A 17,353-nucleotide genomic window follows, 5' to 3' on the forward strand; every position below is an offset into this window, starting at 1 on the left:
CCTGCTTGAGTAAGAATCCATCCTGTTTAGGTCGTAGGTTCAACAACATCACCTACGACCAGGAACGGACTTAAACGAAATTCATTACTTCAACCAAACGTAGTCAGCTTTTTCAGCTTCTCATTCAAACCTTCTTTTATTTCATCAATGGAATTATAAAGCTGTTGGTAAGAATCAACGATAAAGTAACGGTCCTGGAATACATCTTTCCTGTAAGGTGTATTTAATAGTTGCTCCACATGGTACTCGAAATGTTTAGGCTCTTTACTCAAAGAAAACTCAGTCTCACCAGCAGAAGACAGAATACCGGCGCCATAGATGCGTGGAGATCCGTTTTCCCTGATCAAGCCAAATTCCACGGTAAACCAGTATACTCTTGATAATAAGTCAATGGCTATCGGATCATCTGCGTGGTTATGCCCTATTTGGCTAATGGCTTGCAGAAAATCAACAAACTTCTGATTGGTAAGTAGTGGCACATGTGCGAATACATCATGGAACATATCCGGTTCTTCCAGGTAGTCCAGTTCACTCATTTTCCTTAGCCAGGTGGTAGCAGGGAACTTCCTGTTGGACATTAGTTCAAAGAAGAGCTTATCATCTACTATACCCTCTACTGCTACCAGTTCCCATCCGGTAAGGGCCTTAAGGATCTTATTTGTTTCAGTGAAATTAGGGATACGATCAGCGGTAAAGTTGATCTTTTCCAGCCCGATCATATATTCTTCGGTAGCTGCTTCCGGTAGATTCACGATCTGCCGGTTAAATAAGATCTTCCATACTTCATGGTCTTCCTCTGTGTATGCATCGTAGACCTGCTTCATGTCTTTTAATGTCGGGATGCTTCTTTTCGTTTCCGTTTCCATAGTCTTCATTTAAAATAGGCCATAAAAAAAGCCTGGCTCTTTCGGAACCAGGCTTTATATTCAGTTTTTAATTTCTTTTAGAATGAACATATCCTACTTGCTCCGACATCGTAGCGGCTAAAGTAGTAATAGTAATATGTTCTGCTATTGATCATTATACTACAAAGGTAGTTTAATATTTTAAATTGCAAACTTTTCTTCATGTGAATTTTACTGATCTGTGTCATGCCACCGACCTTATCTCACTTTAAAGTACTGGTTTCACTACATGCTTTCCCTGAGCTCAAAAACCTTCCTCATTTTATTGATCAATCTTTTGGACTCTCTGAAGTCCAGTGTCTGCTGCCCGTCCGAATAAGCCTCTTCGGGTACCTGGTGTGTCTCATAGATCACGCCGTCCGCTCCGGCCATGATACAGGCCAGTGCAATTGGCTCTACATGATCACGGATACCAATACCATGCGAGGGGTCAGCGATGACCGGCAGGTGTGATTTTTCTTTGAGAATACTAATGGCATTGATATCCATTGTATTACGACTGGCTTTTTCATATGTGCGGATACCGCGTTCGCAAAGCATAAGGTTCTCATTGCCGGCAGAAAACACATATTCCGCAGAAGAAAGCAATTCATCAATCGTTCCTGATATACCACGTTTTATCAATACGGGCTTATCCACATGTCCCAGCTCATCCAGTAAATTGAAGTTTTGTGTATTGCGCGCACCTACCTGGTAGATATCCACATATTCATACATCTCCTCAATCTGTGATACCTGCATTACTTCTGTAATGATCTTAATACCGGCTTCTTTCACTGCCTTATACCACATCTTCAGCCCCTCTATACCTAATCCACGGAATGAGTAAGGCGAGCTTCTTGGTTTATATACACCACCCCGCATGATCTGCACATTGTTTTCTTTCAGATGCTCTATGGTTTTTGCGATCTGCTCCTCTCCTTCTATGGAACATGGGCCGGCCATAATCGCCATTCCTCCTTCTTCGATAAGCACACCATCGCCTAGGTCAATGACCGTAGGTTTTACTTTCCATTTCCTGGATACCAATTTGTAATCGTCTGAAACGATGTGGATATCCGCAATGCCTGGCATATGACCTACATCCCGAATGTCAAATTCTTTTTTTCCAATCCCCACCAGGTAATCGCCCTTTTGCGTTTTTACATCGGTGATCTTATACTTTAGGTTCTGTACCTTTTTAATAATATCTTCTTTTAGCTGGGCGGATGCCCCTTTTTCCAGTTGTATGATCATTTTTTTAGCCTTTCAATTCTTTTACAAATGTGTTAATGTCATTTTCCAGGTCGTCTGACTTGGATAATAGCTTGATAAAAGCGCTGCCTACAATAGCTCCGGCACTATAAGCTGTGGCTTGCTCAAAAGTAGTCCGGTTTGAAATTCCGAAACCTACTAACGCAGGGTTTTTCAATTCCATTCCATTGACCTTTTCAAAATAGGATTTTTGTTCATCACCAAAGGAACTTTGGGCACCGGTGGTACTGGCTGATGATACCATATAGATAAAGCCATCCGTATTATCATCTACCGTCTTGATCCTGTCTTCTGACGTTTGAGGTGTGATGAGAAATACATTTTTCAATCCATGTTTTTCAAAAGTAGAATGGTATTCGGTCAGGTATTCCGCCATAGGAAGGTCCGGCAAAATAAGTCCGTCCACTCCTACAGCTTCACATGACTGGCAAAAACGTTCCACTCCATACTGAATAACAGGGTTGATGTATCCCATAAGGATTACCGGAATAGATACGTTGTCCCTTAGCTTTTCCAATTGTTTAAAAAGAAGTTCAAGGTTCATGCCATTGTCCAGTGCCTGCTTATTACTTTCCTGGATAGTCGGTCCGTCTGCAACAGGATCAGAAAAGGGCATCCCTATTTCTACAATATCAGCGCCCGCTTTTTCAAGGTGTTTAGCAACTGATAATGTATCATCTATATTGGGAAAACCTGCTGTAAAGTATACAGAAAGTACTTTCTGTCTTGTATTTGCAAAAAGCGTGTTGATTCGGTTCATATGGGTAACCTTCATTTTTTTAGATTTAATTCGTCCAGGATCAATTAGTATTTACCCCATTGGATGTAGGTTTCCAGGTCTTTATCTCCCCGGCCCGAAAGATTAATCACTACTGTATCATTAGGTGTCAAATCCAACTTTTGCAAAGCAACAAATGCATGAGCTGACTCTATGGCTGGAATAATCCCTTCCTGTCGACTTAACTCTATTCCTGCATTCATAGCCTCTTCATCCGTAGCATTCAGAAACTGTACCCGCCCGGTATCAAAAAGGTGTGCATGGATTGGACCTATTCCCGGGTAGTCAAGCCCGGCTGAAATGGAATAAGGTTCTACTACCTGTCCATCTTTGGTTTGCATTAGAAGTGTTTTACTGCCATGAAGCACACCGGGCTTTCCCAACGCTGTAGTGGCCGCCGATTCACCGGATCCTACTCCATGTCCGGCGGCCTCTACTGCCACTAAATTCACTTTTTCGTTATCCATAAAATGGTAAAAAGCACCTGCCGCATTGCTGCCTCCACCCACACAGGCCAGTATATAATCCGGGTAGGGGCTGCCTGTAGCTGCCTCCAGCTGGTTCATGATCTCTTCACTGATCACGGACTGGAACTTCGCTACCATATCCGGATAAGGATGTGGCCCCACCACTGATCCGATGATATAGTGAGTGTCAGTGGGGTGATTGATCCAATGGCGCATTGCCTCATTGGTGGCATCTTTTAATGTTTGGCTACCACTGGTAGCCGGCACTACCCGGGCGCCTAATATACGCATACGTTCCACGTTGGGTCTTTGACGTTCCATGTCTATTTTACCCATATACACGATGCATTCCATACCCATCAGGGCACACACCGTAGCCGTAGCCACACCATGCTGACCGGCACCGGTTTCAGCAATGATCTTTTGCTTTCCCAACTTTTTAGCCAGGATAATCTGACCGATCGTATTGTTCACTTTATGGGCACCAGTATGGCATAGATCTTCACGCTTGAGGTAGATCTGTGCCTCATACTTTTGGGATAAGCGCTCTGCAAGAAACAAGGGTGTGGGCCTCCCCACATAATCACGCAAAAGTTTGTCAAACTCTTCCTTAAAATCAGACGAACCAATGATCGACAAATAGTTTTCTTTCAGCTCCTCCACATTGGGGTAAAGCATCTCAGGAATATAAGCCCCTCCAAACTTCCCATAATAACCGTTCTCATCCACAGAATACTTCATGTTTATCGCTTTTATTTCCATAGTATCATTCTCTCTTAAACGCTAAAGATCAATTCATTTTAAGCTTTAACTGCTCGAGTAACTTTATATCTTTTAAACCGGGTGCCATTTCAAACTTGCTATTCACATCTATAGCATACACGGATAACGTGCCTTTTTTAAGATGGTCTATACTGTCCATATCTACTCCACCACTCAGAAAAAAAGGACGTTCGAGGTCCAACACTTCCAGTTGGCTCCAATTAAATTTTTGGCCTGTTCCTCCGTAGTTTTCACTCCGTGTATCAAACAGGTAATAATCAATGTAAGGAACATAAGCTTGCAAAAGCTCCTGCGAGGGCAGATCATTCCCGGAGAATACTTTGATAACACCAATGCCATCGGTTTTCAGATCTTTGCAATACTCCACTGTCTCATGGCCATGGAGCTGCACGAGATCCAGGGAATATTTGTGTATTATTTCCCTGACCTTGGGCAGTTCTTCATTGACAAACACTCCTATTTTCTTAATACTTTCAGGCATTGAAGCAATTTTTCCCACCTCCAGGGCTCCGACATACCTTGGTGATTCAGGATAAAATATAAACCCCACAAAATCAGGAGCCAGTGCTATTACTTCTTGAATATTGTCACGAAGTCCGCAAACTTTTAGCCGTATGTCAGCCTCATTAGACATAGGCTTTATTCTCCAGTTGGCTTAACGCTTCTATAAATCGGGCGCAGGCCTTATCAGGTCTTCCACTCTGCATGAACTTCCCTCCAATAAGAAACCCCTGAAAACCGGCATTTTTAAGTTCTAATAATGCTTCCGGATGGTCTATCCCACTTTCTGAAACCTTAACAAAATCATCCGAAATAGCATCTACGAGGTTCAGTGAATTTTGAATGGATACCTCGAATGTTTTCAGGTTTCGGTTGTTTACCCCTACCAGATCAATATATTGGTTCACAGACCGGTCCAACTCTTCACGGTTGTGTACTTCCAATAATGTTTCCAACCCAAGTGATTTTGCCAGCTCCGCAAGCGACTTAATTTCCTTCGGATCAAGGGCAGCGGCGATAAGTAATATAACATCCGCACCTATTGATTTAGCTTCAACCACCTGATACTCATCAATGGTAAAATCCTTTCGCAAAATGGGGCAAAAATTAAATTTCCTGGCGGTGCTAAGGTCTTCATTTTTCCCTCCAAAATATTTTGTATCTGTAAGTATAGACAGTGCAGAAGCCCCTGCCTGCATATATCCAATGGATGTTTTTTCTATAGCAGCATGTGCGTTAATCGTCCCTTTAGAAGGTGATTTGCGCTTTATTTCAGCGATAATACCTGCTTTGTCTTTGCGTAAAATGTATCGCTTCATAGATACAGTACGACTACCATAATAAAGGCTTTGCTCTAAAAGTTTTGTAGGGAAAAGTGCTTTTCTTTCCTTCACCTCTGTGCGTTTGTGAGCAATTATTTCTTGTAAAATATCCATGTTAGTTTAGTGAGATTTTCGTTTTCTTCCTGATCATATTTTTAAAAGCTTGCAAAGCTTTTCCAGAATCCAATGATTCCTCGGCACGTGAAAGTGCTGTTTCCAATCCAGCTTCCTGGTTTGCACAATAAAGCGCCATACCTGCATTTGCAACTACAACAGCTTTTTGCTCATCGGTACCATTCCCTTTTAATACAGCCTCAAAGATCTTTGCTGAATCTTCAACTGTTTCTCCACCATGGATTTTGGAAGCATCTAATGTACCGGTCCCTAGAGCTGCAGGTCCCAGAATTTGTTCACCGGTATTTGAGATCATTTTGAAATCACCTGTCAGAGAAATTTCATCATAACCGTCGAGTGAATGAAGTATGACAAAGTCTTTGTCTGTCTGCTGGTATAAGTAACCATATAGCCGGGCTAATTCGAGGCTAAAAACACCCACCAACTGCTTCCTGGGAAAAGATGGGTTGACCATCGGTCCCAACATATTAAAGAAGGTCTTCACTCCCAGTTCCTTACGAATGGGAGCCACATTTTTCATAGCCGGGTGAAATAAAGGAGCATGTAAAAAGCAAATATTGGCTTCGTCCAGGCTCTGCTTTAAGGCATCTTTATCATTAGTAAACTGATAACCAAAGTGTGCTAATAAATTAGAAGACCCACAAACCGAAGACACGCCGTTGTTCCCATGCTTGGCAACGGCCTGACCGGCACCTGCCACAACAAAGGATGATAATGTAGAAATATTAAAGGTGTCTTTACCATCACCACCGGTACCACAAAGGTCAATGGCATTGTATTCATCAATTTCAAGGGGCAGGCATAATTCCAGCATAGCATCACGGAAGCCTTCCAGCTCATCAACAGTAATACTACGCATCATGAAAATCGTCAGAAAAGACGCCACCTGGCTTTGGTTGTATTTTCCCTGAGCTAAATCCATCAACACGGCCTTGGACAATTCTCTGTCCAACGTTTTATGCTCTATCAGTTGGTTAAGTATTTCTTTCATCTGAATTTATACGTTAGTTATTCAACCAGTTTTGAATTATGATCTTACCATTTTCAGTCAGGATAGACTCAGGATGAAATTGAAGCCCTTTTACATTGTATTCGGTATGGCTTATCCCCATGATCAGACCGCGACTATCTTTCGCAGTCACTTTTAAATGCCCATTGACAGATTCCGGTTTTACGCTCCATGAATGATAATGACATCCCTGGAAGGAAGCTGGTACTCCCTGAAATAGGATTTCATCTTCATCTTGTATGTTCATCTGCCCGGTGATCCCATGAAGTACTAAAGGCATATTATAAAGCTCTGCCCCAAAAACCTCTGCGATGCCCTGATGGCCCAGGCAAATGCCTAGTATACTTTTCGTGGCAGCGTAAGTTTCTATAACTTCTTTCATAATTCCGGCCTCATCCGGTATTCCTGGGCCTGGTGACAATAATATTTTATCATATTTCTCCACTTCATCTGTGGTTATGTGATCATTTCTTATGACGTTCATATCCTTAGCGTAGCCCAGTTTCCTGATAATGTGCACCAGGTTGTAGGTGAAAGAATCGTAATTATCCAGCACAAGTATCTTCATATCTCTTCTGCACGTTTAAGCGCACTTCTTAATGCTGCTAATTTGTTATTCACTTCCTGAAGTTCACTTTCTATGACGGACTTAGCCACCACTCCAGCACCGGCCTGGTAGCTTAATCTGTTATTTTGACTTAAAAATGAACGGATCATAATGGCGTGGTTGAAATCCCCATTGAAGCCGAGGAAGCCAATAGCTCCTCCGTAGTAACTACGGCTGGCATTTTCATATTTATCGATCAGTTGCATCGCCATATGTTTTGGCGCCCCCGACAAAGTACCTGCCGGAAATGTATCCGCTACTAACTGGATAGGGTCGGTATCAGAAGCAAGCTTACCGGTAACCTTAGATACCAGGTGAATTACATGTGAATAATACTGTACTTCTTTAAATACTTCTACTTCTACTTCTTCAGAGTTTCTGCTGAGGTCATTTCTGGCAAGGTCTACCAGCATCACATGTTCGCTGTTCTCCTTATCATCTTTCGAAAGCTTTTGAGCCAGTTCAGCATCAGCCGTATCATTACCTGTTCGTTTAAAAGTGCCGGCAATAGGATAAATAATGGCTTCATTGTCTTTAATCACAATTTGCGACTCAGGTGATGAGCCAAATATTTTATAGCTACCATAGTCAAAATAAAATAAATAGGGAGAAGGATTGATCGAACGAAGTGCCCGGTAGACATTGAATTCGTCACCACGAAATTTTGAGTTAAACCTCCTGGATATAACGATCTGGAATACGTCACCCCTAAGACAGTGTGAACGCCCTTTATCTAAAAGCGTCAAAAAATCCTCATTCGTATAATTGGATTGCTCATCACCTTCCAGTTCAAAGTTAAACTGCGGATCATTGTTGACCTGTATGAGCGTTTCTACCCTATTAATGTTACTTTCTTGTTCTACATTGAACAGATGCTCAAAAAGATAGAGCTCGTTTTTGAAGTGATCTACTACGATCACGTATTTGTAAATTTTATAAACTATGTCAGGTATTTCATCATTCTTATTTTGAAGTTCAATTTCCTCGAAATACTGAACCCCATCATAACAGATATATCCAAACAAGCCATTGGTAGTAAATTTATAGTCGAGTGAAGGGTCTGCTAAAAAGGATTGGCTAAACTTCTGTAATTCTCCAACAAGTTCATTCCTGGCAACCACTTTTTCTTCTTTCATTCCATCAGGATAAGAAACCGATAAGTTTCCTTTTTCTACTTTGAATGAAGCAATAGGCTCAAAACATACAAATGAAAAATTATTGTCATTCCCATGGTAATCAGAACTTTCTAACAAGATACTTTGAGCATAGTGGTCCCTTAACCTGAAATAAATACTCACAGGTGTAAGTGTATCGGCTAGTAAGCGTCTATGATTCGTTTTGAATTTGAACTTCATTGTTTTTAGTGTCTTTTGGCTTTTTCAGAGTGTTTTAATATCAAAAAAGGCCCGCTGTAGAACAGCGGGCCTTTAATATTTATCTATTTTTTTATTCAACAGGGCTGTTCACTTCATATATTATGAAAGTACCACCACCATGCATTATAAAAATTGTTTCTCTTCATTACGGTTCAAATGTAGGCAGCTAAAACCAAAATCCAAATGAAAAATAATTTTCTTTTTATTTTAGCGCGCTTTTGCTTTCAATGCTTCTATTACGTTACACTTTGCCTATTACCAAATATTCACACGGATGCTATCCGCACGATACATACCATCACCGGGTTTGATATCAAATGCCTGGTAGAATGACTCAAGATTGGCTAAAGGCCCGTTCGCCCGGTACATACCCGGTGAATGTGGGTCTGTTAAAACCTGCGTTCTTAATGTTTCATCTTTATATTTGATTCTCCAGACCGTCGCCCAGGATATGAAAAAGCGCTGCTCAGGAGTAAACCCATCGATCGTTTCCGGTTTCCCGTTTTGTAAGAAAAAACGTTGTAAACCGTCATATGCAGCATTAACTCCTCCAAGGTCTCCTATGTTTTCCCCGAGTGTAAACTCACCATTCACATTTACACTATCCAGAGGTTCGTAGGCGTTGTATTGCTCCACAAGCTTACCTGTTCGAGCTTTGAAGCTTTGTGCATCTTCATCAGTCCACCAGTTCTTTAAGTTACCCTCAGCATCAAATCTGCTCCCCTGATCATCGAAACAGTGAGATATTTCATGGCCAATAACTGCACCTATACCACCGTAATTCACCGCTTCATCAGCAAGGTAGTTATAGAAGGGAGGCTGTAAAATAGCTGCCGGAAATACAATTTCATTGAAAAGTGGATTAAAATACGCATTGACCGTTTGAGGTGTCATACCCCACTCCTTCCTGTCAACAGGTTTGCCTAGTTTTGCTACTTGATATTCGAATCCAAATTTAGTGGCGTTAAGGATATTTTGTATGTAAGAAGATTTCTCAGGGTCATTTTCTACCGTTAACCTGGAATAATCTCTCCACTCATCCGGATAACCAATCTTAACGGTCATCGTTTTTAATTTCTCAAGTGCCTTTTCTTTAGTGGAATCTGTCATCCAATCCAGGTTTTTGATCCTATCGGCAAAAGCCAACTTGATGTTTTCTACCATCTCCCGGGCTTTTTTCTTGGCTTCGGCAGGAAATACCTGATCTACATAAAGCTTACCGATAGCCTCACCCAATGATCCGTTCGTAGTTTCAAGGACACGCTTCCATCTGGGGCGCATTTCTTCAACGCCTCTAAGCTCTTTATTGTAAAAGTCAAAGTTGGCACTTACATATTCATTACTTAAGAAGCCGGCAGCTCCATTTACCGCTTGCCACCTCAGGTATTCTTTCCAATTGCTTACAGGAACCTCATTTATTACGCGTTGTACCTCTACCATAAATTTAGGTTGGGTAATGATCAAAGTATCCAGACCATTTACACCAATATCTGCAAGGTATTCTGACCAGTCAAAAGCTGGAACTATCTCATTAAGTTCTGTCAAAGACATTTTATTATACAGGGCTGGAATGTTCCTTTGCTCCACATTAGTCATAGACGCTTCTGCCAAACCTGTTTCCAGGTCCATGATCCTATCTGCTTGTTCATCTGCCATTTCCGGAGAATCTCCCAATAGCTGAAGCATCCTGGATACATGTTTGATGTATTTTTCTCTTATCTCAACAGATTTTGAATCCGTTTTAGTATAATAATCTCTATCCGGAAGACCTAAACCTCCCTGACCTATATAAGCCGCCATCATTTTACTGTTCTTCAAATCTGCCAGAATGAAAAAGTTGAAGAATGCTCCCCCACCGTAACTCTGTTGATGAGAGAGGTATTTTTGAAGGTCCTTTTTATCTTTGATCTTATCAATTTGATCAAAAAATGATTGAAGCGGTGTAATACCTGCACGTTCCGCCAGTAGCGAATCCATACCTATACTATAAAAATCAGCTGCTTTCCTTTGGTCGGTACCTTCACCATATTGCTCATCTTTAGCGGCATTTTCCAATACACTCAACACCGTTTCATTGGTCATTTCACGAAGTTCATTGAAACTTCCCCAGCGACCCTGATCTCCCGGGATTTCCGTCTCATCGACCCAGCCTCCATTGACGAACTTAAAAAAGTCATCCGCAGGGCTCACAGTAGAATCCATATAGTCCGTATTAATGGCCATTACCTTTTCTTCTGTTGCCTCCTCCTTAGCAGGCCCACATGAAACAAATAGCGATGCTCCGAAACTGCCAACTAAACATGTTACTAGTATGTTGATTTTCATAAATTTTATATTTATTTAGCTAAATTGAAGAATGCAAACGGTTTAAAACACAGATGTTACGCTAACGGTCGCATGTCCTGATGAATTATAAATTTGACAGACTGTGCTGTTTATCAAACCTTAAGGCCGGATGAGTGTTTATTTAGAGGAAAAGAAATAATTATGGCAAAGGCTAATTTTGTACTTATAGAAGCGCTGAGAAACACAGCCAAAACACTGGCAACCAGTGAATCCTATCAATGGGGACATATGGGCAGTTGTAACTGTGGGCATTTGGCACAGGAGTTAACAAAACTAAATAAAAGTGAGATACATACACGGGCTATGCAAAAATATGGGGACTGGAATGAACAACTCAATGACTACTGTCCTACCAGCGGCCTTTTAATGGATGATCTCATCACTGAGTTATTAAGCTATGGACTGGACACAGATGATCTGAAACACCTGGAAAAGCTTTCAGATCAGCGTGTATTGCGTATGTTACCTATCGGAGAGCGTCATTTGATACATAACAGGCGCGATGATGTGGTAAAGTACCTGGAGGCATGGGTCAATATGCTGGAAGAGTCCCTTGTTGAGAATATACAGGTACCCGTACCCAGATCCCAGGAAAAGGAACCTGTTGAAATCGCATAATTTGAAACACTGGTCAATAAATAAGAAGCTTGAAGGTAGAAAAGCTATTTTTACGTTTCATTATTGCATGTGAGTTACAATCGTTTCTATTATGGTCCATGAATACTTTAAAAGAAATTTTAACGGGTTTAAAGTATTAGTGCAAGTCAATCCTGCTAATTTCTCAGGGATGGAACTTACTATTAATAACAATGGCACGGTTGAGAAAAGAAAAATGCGCTTCGATGAAGAAATATTTGAAGACCTGGAAGAGGATGGGTTTGAACCTGCCAGCCCACTGGAATTCAACTTGTACTTAAAAGGTCTGGCAAAATATTAATGTGCTTCCCATTCCAATGTATATTTAGCATTTCTACTTTCTTTGAGATCAAGATCGGTTCTGTACGGCCCTCCTTTTTCATTAATTAGCATGTTGAACGTACCCAGGTGATCATTGGGACTGAAAAAATCATAGTCCCATAACTCTAATACGATACTTTCATTTTGTTCTATTTGTGGTATCCTAAAATTTAAAGTGTGCTTTCCAACAGTAATTTTCTTGTACTTCTTATCTGAAGGCCATATTTTTTTTCCCTGGTAACATATGAAGATCTCATCAGCTTTCCTTTCATCCTGGCGATAACAATGAAGTGTAATTATATCAAGATTAAATTGATTTTTTTTATCCATGGAGGTATCTTAAGTCAAAAAAGTATCTTTCTAAGTAAATAAAAAGTACTAAAACCAAAAAAAATTTACAACAGATATGAAGTTCAGAATTTATTTTCAGACTGTCAACAGTTTTTAAAACTAATGTTGATTTGCAGGAAATGAACGTTGTTCCATTTAAATAATCAGTTCCTTTCTCGAATTGCTCAATTCCTCTTACATTTGCATCGGCAAATCAGTACGATCAGCTCCTGCTGAACTCCCCCAGGACCGGAAGGTAGCAAGGGTAAGCGGTTGTAGCGGTGCGATACTTGATTTGCCTTTTTTTCTTTGTCACTATATTTTAACCCTTACATACAATCAAACTATGAAGTTCTTTATAGACACCGCCAATCTGAACGATATCAAAGAAGCTTACGATCTGGGAGTTCTGGACGGAGTTACTACCAATCCATCGTTAATGGCAAAAGAAGGAATAAGTGGAGAAGAAAATGTCAGAGCACATTATAAAGCAATATGCGACATCGTAGATAATAATGTGAGTGCAGAGGTAATTTCTACTGAATACGACTCCATTATTAAAGAAGGTAAGGAATTGGCTAAAATAGATGATAAGATCGTAGTGAAGGTACCTATGATCAAAGATGGTGTTAAGGCGATCAAACATTTCAGCAATGAAGGAATCCGTACAAACTGTACATTAGTTTTTTCGGCAGGTCAGGCTATTCTGGCGGCCAAAGCTGGTGCCAGTTACCTGTCTCCATTCATAGGTCGATTAGATGATATTTCACACGATGGACTTTCTTTGATCGAACAAATCGTTCAGATCTATGATAACTATGGTTTTGAAACAGAAATATTGGCAGCGAGTGTCAGACATACCATGCATTTGATCCAATGTGCTGAAATCGGCGCAGATGTAGTAACTTGTCCTTTGAACGTAATCACCGGATTGCTGAAGCATCCACTGACTGACTCGGGATTAGAAAAATTCTTAGCCGATCATAAAAAAGCGAATAGCTAGTCGTTGCTGATAAATACAATACTTTAAAAAGAAACACGTATGTCTTTTTCATCAGGACCAGTCATAAGTGTGCAGAAGGCAAGCATTTTCCAAGAGGATATTGCAGTGTTAAACAATGTGAATTTTGACATTGAGAAAGGGGAATTTGTGTTTCTTGTTGGCCGTACGGGCGGTGGTAAATCATCTTTGTTAAAAACAATATATGCCGACCTTCCTTTCCGGTCTGGCCAGATGCAAGTAGCCGGATACAATATAGGTAAAATACAAGCTTCTGAAGTTCCTATGCTCAGAAGAAAAGTAGGGATCATCTTCCAGGACTTTCAGCTTTTTCCAGATCGTACTGTAGCTGAAAATCTCAATTTTGTACTCAAGGCCACAGGTTGGAAAGATAGTGCAAAGATCAAAGCACGACAAGCGGAAGTATTAATGCAGGTAGGTCTTGGTTCTGCGGGTCCCAAACTGCCTCACCAACTTTCCGGGGGAGAACAACAGCGTGTAGTTATAGCCAGGGCTTTACTTAATGAGCCTTTAATATTAGTGGCAGATGAACCTACCGGCAACCTGGACCCGGAAGTATCCACAGGCATTTTCAAAATTTTCCAGGACATCAATAAGAGCGGAACAGCAGTACTAATGGCAACACATGATCATTCACTGGTGAAAAATTACGGGTACCGTGTTTTGAAATGTGAAAAAGGAAAGATCCTGGATTCTAAAACAGCTTCTTTTAGTTTGAATACTGAAAGCTTTTAGATTTCTACCTCAACGCCATCATTATTTTCGATGGCACCCTCGTCATCTTCTTCTAATTCAGCTAGTTTTTTATTGAGTATATCAATACGGACTACGAGGTTAAGTAAAAGGGCGTCAACCACTTTTTTACTAGGATTGGTTTGGAGTTCATCTTTTAGTACTTCATACATCGCGTCCAAATTCTGAAGGTCCTGTTCATAGCCATAATCAATCTCTATATTTTCCTCGAAGCTGTCAATCAAGTTTTTTTTCTGAGAGATCATTTCAAAATAAAACGATTCGATATCGTTAAAGTCAGAGGATATCTTTTCTTTCTGTGCCAGAAGGTTAGTTTTCTTATCCCAGTCGTTTTTGAAAAGTAAAAAAACACTGATCAGGAAAAAAGTGATAGCAGCAGCTTTCCAAAGCCATTGAAAATTCTTTTTACGGGAGACCTGACGTATTATCCCATTCCATACCCCTTCAGATGGCTCCTCTGTATCAAACTTCTGCCTGTTAACGGTAATAAATTTCTCAAGTTCGTCTTTCATAGCGATTGCTGCTTAAGAAGTAGTCTAATTTTGTTCTTAGCCCTATTATATTGAGACTTTGAAGTAGACTCTGTGATTCCCAATATATGGGATATTTCCCCATGATCATAACCTTCTAACATGTACAAGGAAAAGACCACACGATAGCCATCCGGTAACTGCTCAATTGCTTCTTTTACTTTTTGAACGGTGCATTCATCCTGTTTAGTATCCTCTTCTTCAATTACTTCATTCTCAGGGGTTAATTCTTCCAGATCCACCCTTTTCTTTTTCAGGAAGTTGATGGATTTATTGATCACAATACGCTTTAGCCACGCTCCGAAGGTGGCTTCCCCCTGGTAAGAGCTTAAGTTACGAAAGGCACTTACAAAAGCTTCTTGTAACACATCTTCGGCATCGCTATGATCATTAGTGATACGATAGCATATGTTGAACATGGCCCTGGAATATGAAGTATACAATTGCCTCTGGGCCGAAGCATCTCCTTCCAGGCATCGATCTATTAAATCGGCATGTATATTATGAAACTTCTGTCTCAATCCGGTCTACATTCCAAATAAAGACCCGTAATAAGAACAAAAGTTGCATACAAAAATTATTTATCCATGTTTTTTAGTTTTTCCTGGGCCAAAGGAAAATCAGGAGCTAGTGCCAAGGCCTCATTATAACGTTTTTTAGCGCCTTCTTTATCCCCTTGCTCTTTGAGGACCATTCCCTTTAAAGAAAGGAGTGCAGCCTTGATAGGAAACTCTTTCTGTTCATTATTCTCCAGTGTGTAGACACTTTTAAGTTCTTCTGCTTCCTTTTTTCCCATCAAGATGTCTATGTTGGTGGTACATTCAGTATACTTTTTAAGGTCAAACTGCAAAAAAGCTATTTTGTAAAGTGTCTGAAAGTCATCGGTATTTAAATATAATGTTTCATATCTCTCTAGCGCTTTATCTTTCAAACCAAGGTTTTCATAAGATATCCCCCCTATTTCCAGAGCACCTGTATGGGCAGGTTTTACAGACAAAATATCATTGGCACTTAACACTGCTGATGCATATTGCTGATTTTGCACATACAATAATGAGAGGGAATAAAGTATTGAGTCATTTTGCGGATTTTCTACCAGGAGGTTATATAAAGCGTGTTTAGCCACGTCATAGTCATTGTATCTTATCGCCACCTGGTAGGTGCGCGCATAGTGGGCAGAAAAAACTTGTCCGGTAGTAGGTTTAGGGGTTTGTTTCTGCTCTTCCTGAGCGTAAGTAGCGGTTACGAAACAAACAAATAGTATTCCCAAATATCTCTTAATCATCTTCTTATTTTTTTGATCTGCAAAAGTATTATTTTTCACTCACTAATTCCAACCCATTTTTTTTACCTACTTCAATCATCAACTTCCATGCCTCATTTTTAGTATTCTTTATATCTCCTTCCAAAATGGCCTCTTTGATCTCTTCTTTAATCGTACCTATAATTCTTCCGGGTTTTAAATTGAAAGCCTGCATAATCTCTTGTCCGGATATGGGTGGCTGGAAATTTCTTACATGGTCTTTTTCCTCTACCTCCAGGAGCTTCTTTTCAACTTTGCTGAAATTGCTCAGGTATTTTTTTACTTTATCCGGGTTCTTGGAAGTAATGTCTGCCCTGCATAACTTCATTAAATCATCAATATCTTCACCCGCTTCAAATAATAGTCTGCGCAATGCTGTATCCGTTATATTATCCTTTACTAATGCTATCGGTCTGAGGTGGAGTTTTACCAATTTTCTAACATATTCCATTTTATCATTCAGTGGTAATTTCAACCTTCTGAATATCTTGGGCACCATACGTGCTCCCTTATCTTCATGCCCGTGAAAGGTCCAGCCTACTTTGTTATTGAATCGCTTTGTAGGTGGCTTTGCAATGTCATGTAAAATTGCTGCCCAACGCAACCAAAGGTCGTTAGAGTACTCACATAGGTTATCCAACACCTGTAGTGTATGATAGAAATTGTCCTTATGAGATTTACCATTGATCGTCTCCACCCCGTGTAATGCCACCATTTCAGGAAATATTATTTTTAGCAACCCGGTATGGAACAAAAGTTTAAACCCATAAGACGGTTGAGAAGACATAATGATCTTATTGAGCTCCTCTGTAATTCTTTCTACAGAAACAATTTTAATTCGTTCTACATTATTTACAATCCCTTCATAGGTATCAGGATCAATATCAAACATCAGTTGTGAAGCAAAACGAATACCACGCATCATACGCAACGGATCATCTGAAAACGTAATGTCAGGACTCAACGGGGTTTTTATCATCTTCCTTTTCAAATCACGCACTCCGTTGAAAGGGTCTACCAGCTCTCCATAGTTATTATCATTCAAACTAATAGCCATGGCATTGATGGTAAAATCACGTCGATTTTGATCATCTTCCAGTGTACCATCTTCTACGAGCGGCTTCCTGGAATCATTTCGATACGATTCTTTCCGGGCTCCTACAAATTCCAGCTCCCAGTCCTTATACTTGATCATAGCCGTCCCGAAATTCTTAAATACACTTACACGTGCGCCTTTTATTTCACGGGCTAAGTTCTCTGCCAGTTCAATTCCACTACCAACACAAACAAAATCTACATCTTTTGAAGGTCTTTTTAGTAAAATATCGCGTACCCAACCTCCTACCACGTAGGTCTCAAGGCTTTCCTGCCGGGCCACTTTTTTCACCAATGCAAATACCGGGTTATCACTAAGAGATGAGGAGTAATTCATAAAAACATTGCCCTTGTTTAAAGCAGGCTACATACAAGGGCAAAG

19 protein-coding genes and 1 other RNA gene are annotated in these 17,353 nt (G+C 40.4%); 5 read left to right on the forward strand and 15 right to left on the reverse strand.

Translation table 11 applies throughout. The features are described from left to right. Positions 1-89: 89 nt before the first annotated feature. The 10 genes from FNH22_RS01660 to FNH22_RS01705 form a co-directional block, all read right to left on the reverse strand. Positions 90-866, reverse strand: a complete 777-nt coding sequence (locus FNH22_RS01660) for a phenylalanine 4-monooxygenase (protein WP_143396562.1) — start codon at positions 864-866, stop codon at positions 90-92. Between the two features lie 264 nt (positions 867-1,130). Next, on the reverse strand, positions 1,131-2,141 hold the full coding sequence (gene aroF, locus FNH22_RS01665; protein ID WP_143396564.1) for a 3-deoxy-7-phosphoheptulonate synthase: 1,011 nt from the start codon (positions 2,139-2,141) through the stop codon (positions 1,131-1,133). A 4-nt stretch (positions 2,142-2,145) separates the two neighbouring features. Further along, positions 2,146-2,934, reverse strand: coding sequence for a tryptophan synthase subunit alpha (trpA, locus tag FNH22_RS01670; protein ID WP_370513158.1), 789 nt, complete (start codon positions 2,932-2,934; stop codon positions 2,146-2,148). A 29-nt stretch (positions 2,935-2,963) separates the two neighbouring features. Continuing rightward, positions 2,964-4,145 carry a tryptophan synthase subunit beta gene (gene trpB, locus FNH22_RS01675; RefSeq protein ID WP_143396566.1) on the reverse strand — a complete coding sequence of 394 codons (1,182 nt, stop codon included), beginning with the start codon at positions 4,143-4,145 and terminating at the stop codon, positions 2,964-2,966. A 49-nt stretch (positions 4,146-4,194) separates the two neighbouring features. After that, entirely contained in the window at positions 4,195-4,821 is a 627-nt protein-coding gene (locus FNH22_RS01680) for a phosphoribosylanthranilate isomerase (protein WP_221420198.1), read from the reverse strand. Beyond that, complete coding sequence (gene trpC, locus FNH22_RS01685) at positions 4,814-5,623, reverse strand: indole-3-glycerol phosphate synthase TrpC (RefSeq protein WP_143396568.1); 810 nt, start codon at positions 5,621-5,623, stop codon at positions 4,814-4,816. The genes FNH22_RS01680 and trpC overlap by 8 nt, the downstream gene beginning before the upstream one ends. Position 5,624: 1 nt before the next feature. Further along, positions 5,625-6,635 (reverse strand): anthranilate phosphoribosyltransferase, encoded by a 1,011-nt coding sequence (trpD, locus tag FNH22_RS01690; RefSeq protein ID WP_143396570.1) that lies wholly within the window; start codon positions 6,633-6,635, stop codon positions 5,625-5,627. 13 nt (positions 6,636-6,648) lie between these two features. Further along, entirely contained in the window at positions 6,649-7,221 is a 573-nt protein-coding gene (locus tag FNH22_RS01695; protein ID WP_143396572.1) for an aminodeoxychorismate/anthranilate synthase component II, read from the reverse strand. Next, entirely contained in the window at positions 7,218-8,615 is a 1,398-nt protein-coding gene (locus tag FNH22_RS01700; protein WP_143396574.1) for an anthranilate synthase component I family protein, read from the reverse strand. The genes FNH22_RS01695 and FNH22_RS01700 overlap by 4 nt, the downstream gene beginning before the upstream one ends. Positions 8,616-8,891: 276 nt before the next feature. Next, positions 8,892-10,961: a M13 family metallopeptidase gene (locus FNH22_RS01705; protein ID WP_143396575.1), complete on the reverse strand. Its 2,070-nt coding sequence runs from the start codon at positions 10,959-10,961 to the stop codon at positions 8,892-8,894. A gap of 162 nt (positions 10,962-11,123) precedes the next feature. On the opposite strand from FNH22_RS01705, the gene FNH22_RS01710 reads away from it, so the two are divergent. After that, the gene (locus tag FNH22_RS01710) at positions 11,124-11,600 is read left to right on the forward strand and encodes a hypothetical protein (RefSeq protein ID WP_143396577.1); all 477 of its coding nucleotides are present in this window, start codon (positions 11,124-11,126) and stop codon (positions 11,598-11,600) included. Between the two features lie 91 nt (positions 11,601-11,691). Next, the gene (locus FNH22_RS01715; RefSeq protein WP_143396579.1) at positions 11,692-11,919 is read left to right on the forward strand and encodes a hypothetical protein; all 228 of its coding nucleotides are present in this window, start codon (positions 11,692-11,694) and stop codon (positions 11,917-11,919) included. Here the strand turns inward: FNH22_RS01715 and FNH22_RS01720 are convergent. Beyond that, positions 11,916-12,269 carry a hypothetical protein gene (locus FNH22_RS01720; RefSeq protein ID WP_143396581.1) on the reverse strand — a complete coding sequence of 118 codons (354 nt, stop codon included), beginning with the start codon at positions 12,267-12,269 and terminating at the stop codon, positions 11,916-11,918. The two genes, FNH22_RS01715 and FNH22_RS01720, sit on opposite strands and share 4 nt — an antisense overlap. Before the next feature lie 205 nt (positions 12,270-12,474). On the opposite strand from FNH22_RS01720, the gene ffs reads away from it, so the two are divergent. The 3 genes from ffs (at position 12,475) to FNH22_RS01735 (ending at position 14,025) form a co-directional block, all read left to right on the forward strand. After that, positions 12,475-12,575, forward strand: an RNA gene (gene ffs, locus FNH22_RS01725) — signal recognition particle sRNA small type. 40 nt (positions 12,576-12,615) lie between these two features. Beyond that, entirely contained in the window at positions 12,616-13,272 is a 657-nt protein-coding gene (gene fsa, locus FNH22_RS01730) for a fructose-6-phosphate aldolase (RefSeq protein ID WP_143396583.1), read from the forward strand. A 39-nt stretch (positions 13,273-13,311) separates the two neighbouring features. Next, complete coding sequence (locus FNH22_RS01735; protein WP_143396584.1) at positions 13,312-14,025, forward strand: cell division ATP-binding protein FtsE; 714 nt, start codon at positions 13,312-13,314, stop codon at positions 14,023-14,025. Here the strand turns inward: FNH22_RS01735 and FNH22_RS01740 are convergent. The 4 genes from FNH22_RS01740 to FNH22_RS01755 are packed head-to-tail and all read right to left on the reverse strand — an operon-like array spanning position 14,022 to position 17,308. After that, the gene (locus tag FNH22_RS01740) at positions 14,022-14,555 is read right to left on the reverse strand and encodes a hypothetical protein (protein WP_143396585.1); all 534 of its coding nucleotides are present in this window, start codon (positions 14,553-14,555) and stop codon (positions 14,022-14,024) included. The genes FNH22_RS01735 and FNH22_RS01740 overlap by 4 nt on opposite strands. After that, positions 14,552-15,094, reverse strand: a complete 543-nt coding sequence (locus FNH22_RS01745) for an RNA polymerase sigma factor (RefSeq protein ID WP_143396586.1) — start codon at positions 15,092-15,094, stop codon at positions 14,552-14,554. The genes FNH22_RS01740 and FNH22_RS01745 overlap by 4 nt, the downstream gene beginning before the upstream one ends. A 56-nt stretch (positions 15,095-15,150) precedes the next feature. Then, positions 15,151-15,858, reverse strand: coding sequence for a tetratricopeptide repeat protein (locus tag FNH22_RS01750; protein WP_143396587.1), 708 nt, complete (start codon positions 15,856-15,858; stop codon positions 15,151-15,153). Between the two features lie 28 nt (positions 15,859-15,886). Continuing rightward, the gene (locus tag FNH22_RS01755) at positions 15,887-17,308 is read right to left on the reverse strand and encodes a CCA tRNA nucleotidyltransferase (RefSeq protein ID WP_143396588.1); all 1,422 of its coding nucleotides are present in this window, start codon (positions 17,306-17,308) and stop codon (positions 15,887-15,889) included. Positions 17,309-17,353: the final 45 nt, after the last annotated feature.

Origin of the sequence: Fulvivirga sp. M361 (assembly GCF_007097395.1) — a bacterium.
In the GTDB taxonomy this organism is placed as follows: domain Bacteria; phylum Bacteroidota; class Bacteroidia; order Cytophagales; family Cyclobacteriaceae; genus Fulvivirga.

Bases quoted from the DNA above. Each gene is read 5' to 3' on its own strand.
- FNH22_RS01750 (WP_143396587.1), bottom strand. From the start codon at position 15,858: ATGATTAAGAGATATTTGGGAATACTATTTGTTTGTTTCGTAACCGCT.
- FNH22_RS01710 (WP_143396577.1), top strand. From the start codon at position 11,124: ATGGCAAAGGCTAATTTTGTACTTATAGAAGCGCTGAGAAACACAGCC.
- FNH22_RS01680 (WP_221420198.1), bottom strand. From the start codon at position 4,821: ATGTCTAATGAGGCTGACATACGGCTAAAAGTTTGCGGACTTCGTGAC.
- FNH22_RS01720 (WP_143396581.1), bottom strand. From the start codon at position 12,269: ATGGATAAAAAAAATCAATTTAATCTTGATATAATTACACTTCATTGT.
- FNH22_RS01735 (WP_143396584.1), top strand. From the start codon at position 13,312: ATGTCTTTTTCATCAGGACCAGTCATAAGTGTGCAGAAGGCAAGCATT.
- fsa (WP_143396583.1), top strand. From the start codon at position 12,616: ATGAAGTTCTTTATAGACACCGCCAATCTGAACGATATCAAAGAAGCT.
- trpA (WP_370513158.1), bottom strand. From the start codon at position 2,934: ATGAAGGTTACCCATATGAACCGAATCAACACGCTTTTTGCAAATACA.
- trpD (WP_143396570.1), bottom strand. From the start codon at position 6,635: ATGAAAGAAATACTTAACCAACTGATAGAGCATAAAACGTTGGACAGA.
- FNH22_RS01660 (WP_143396562.1), bottom strand. From the start codon at position 866: ATGGAAACGGAAACGAAAAGAAGCATCCCGACATTAAAAGACATGAAG.
- FNH22_RS01740 (WP_143396585.1), bottom strand. From the start codon at position 14,555: ATGAAAGACGAACTTGAGAAATTTATTACCGTTAACAGGCAGAAGTTT.
- aroF (WP_143396564.1), bottom strand. From the start codon at position 2,141: ATGATCATACAACTGGAAAAAGGGGCATCCGCCCAGCTAAAAGAAGAT.
- FNH22_RS01700 (WP_143396574.1), bottom strand. From the start codon at position 8,615: ATGAAGTTCAAATTCAAAACGAATCATAGACGCTTACTAGCCGATACA.
- trpB (WP_143396566.1), bottom strand. From the start codon at position 4,145: ATGAAGTATTCTGTGGATGAGAACGGTTATTATGGGAAGTTTGGAGGG.
- FNH22_RS01715 (WP_143396579.1), top strand. From the start codon at position 11,692: ATGGTCCATGAATACTTTAAAAGAAATTTTAACGGGTTTAAAGTATTA.
- trpC (WP_143396568.1), bottom strand. From the start codon at position 5,623: ATGGATATTTTACAAGAAATAATTGCTCACAAACGCACAGAGGTGAAG.
- FNH22_RS01695 (WP_143396572.1), bottom strand. From the start codon at position 7,221: ATGAAGATACTTGTGCTGGATAATTACGATTCTTTCACCTACAACCTG.
- FNH22_RS01755 (WP_143396588.1), bottom strand. From the start codon at position 17,308: ATGAATTACTCCTCATCTCTTAGTGATAACCCGGTATTTGCATTGGTG.
- FNH22_RS01705 (WP_143396575.1), bottom strand. From the start codon at position 10,961: ATGAAAATCAACATACTAGTAACATGTTTAGTTGGCAGTTTCGGAGCA.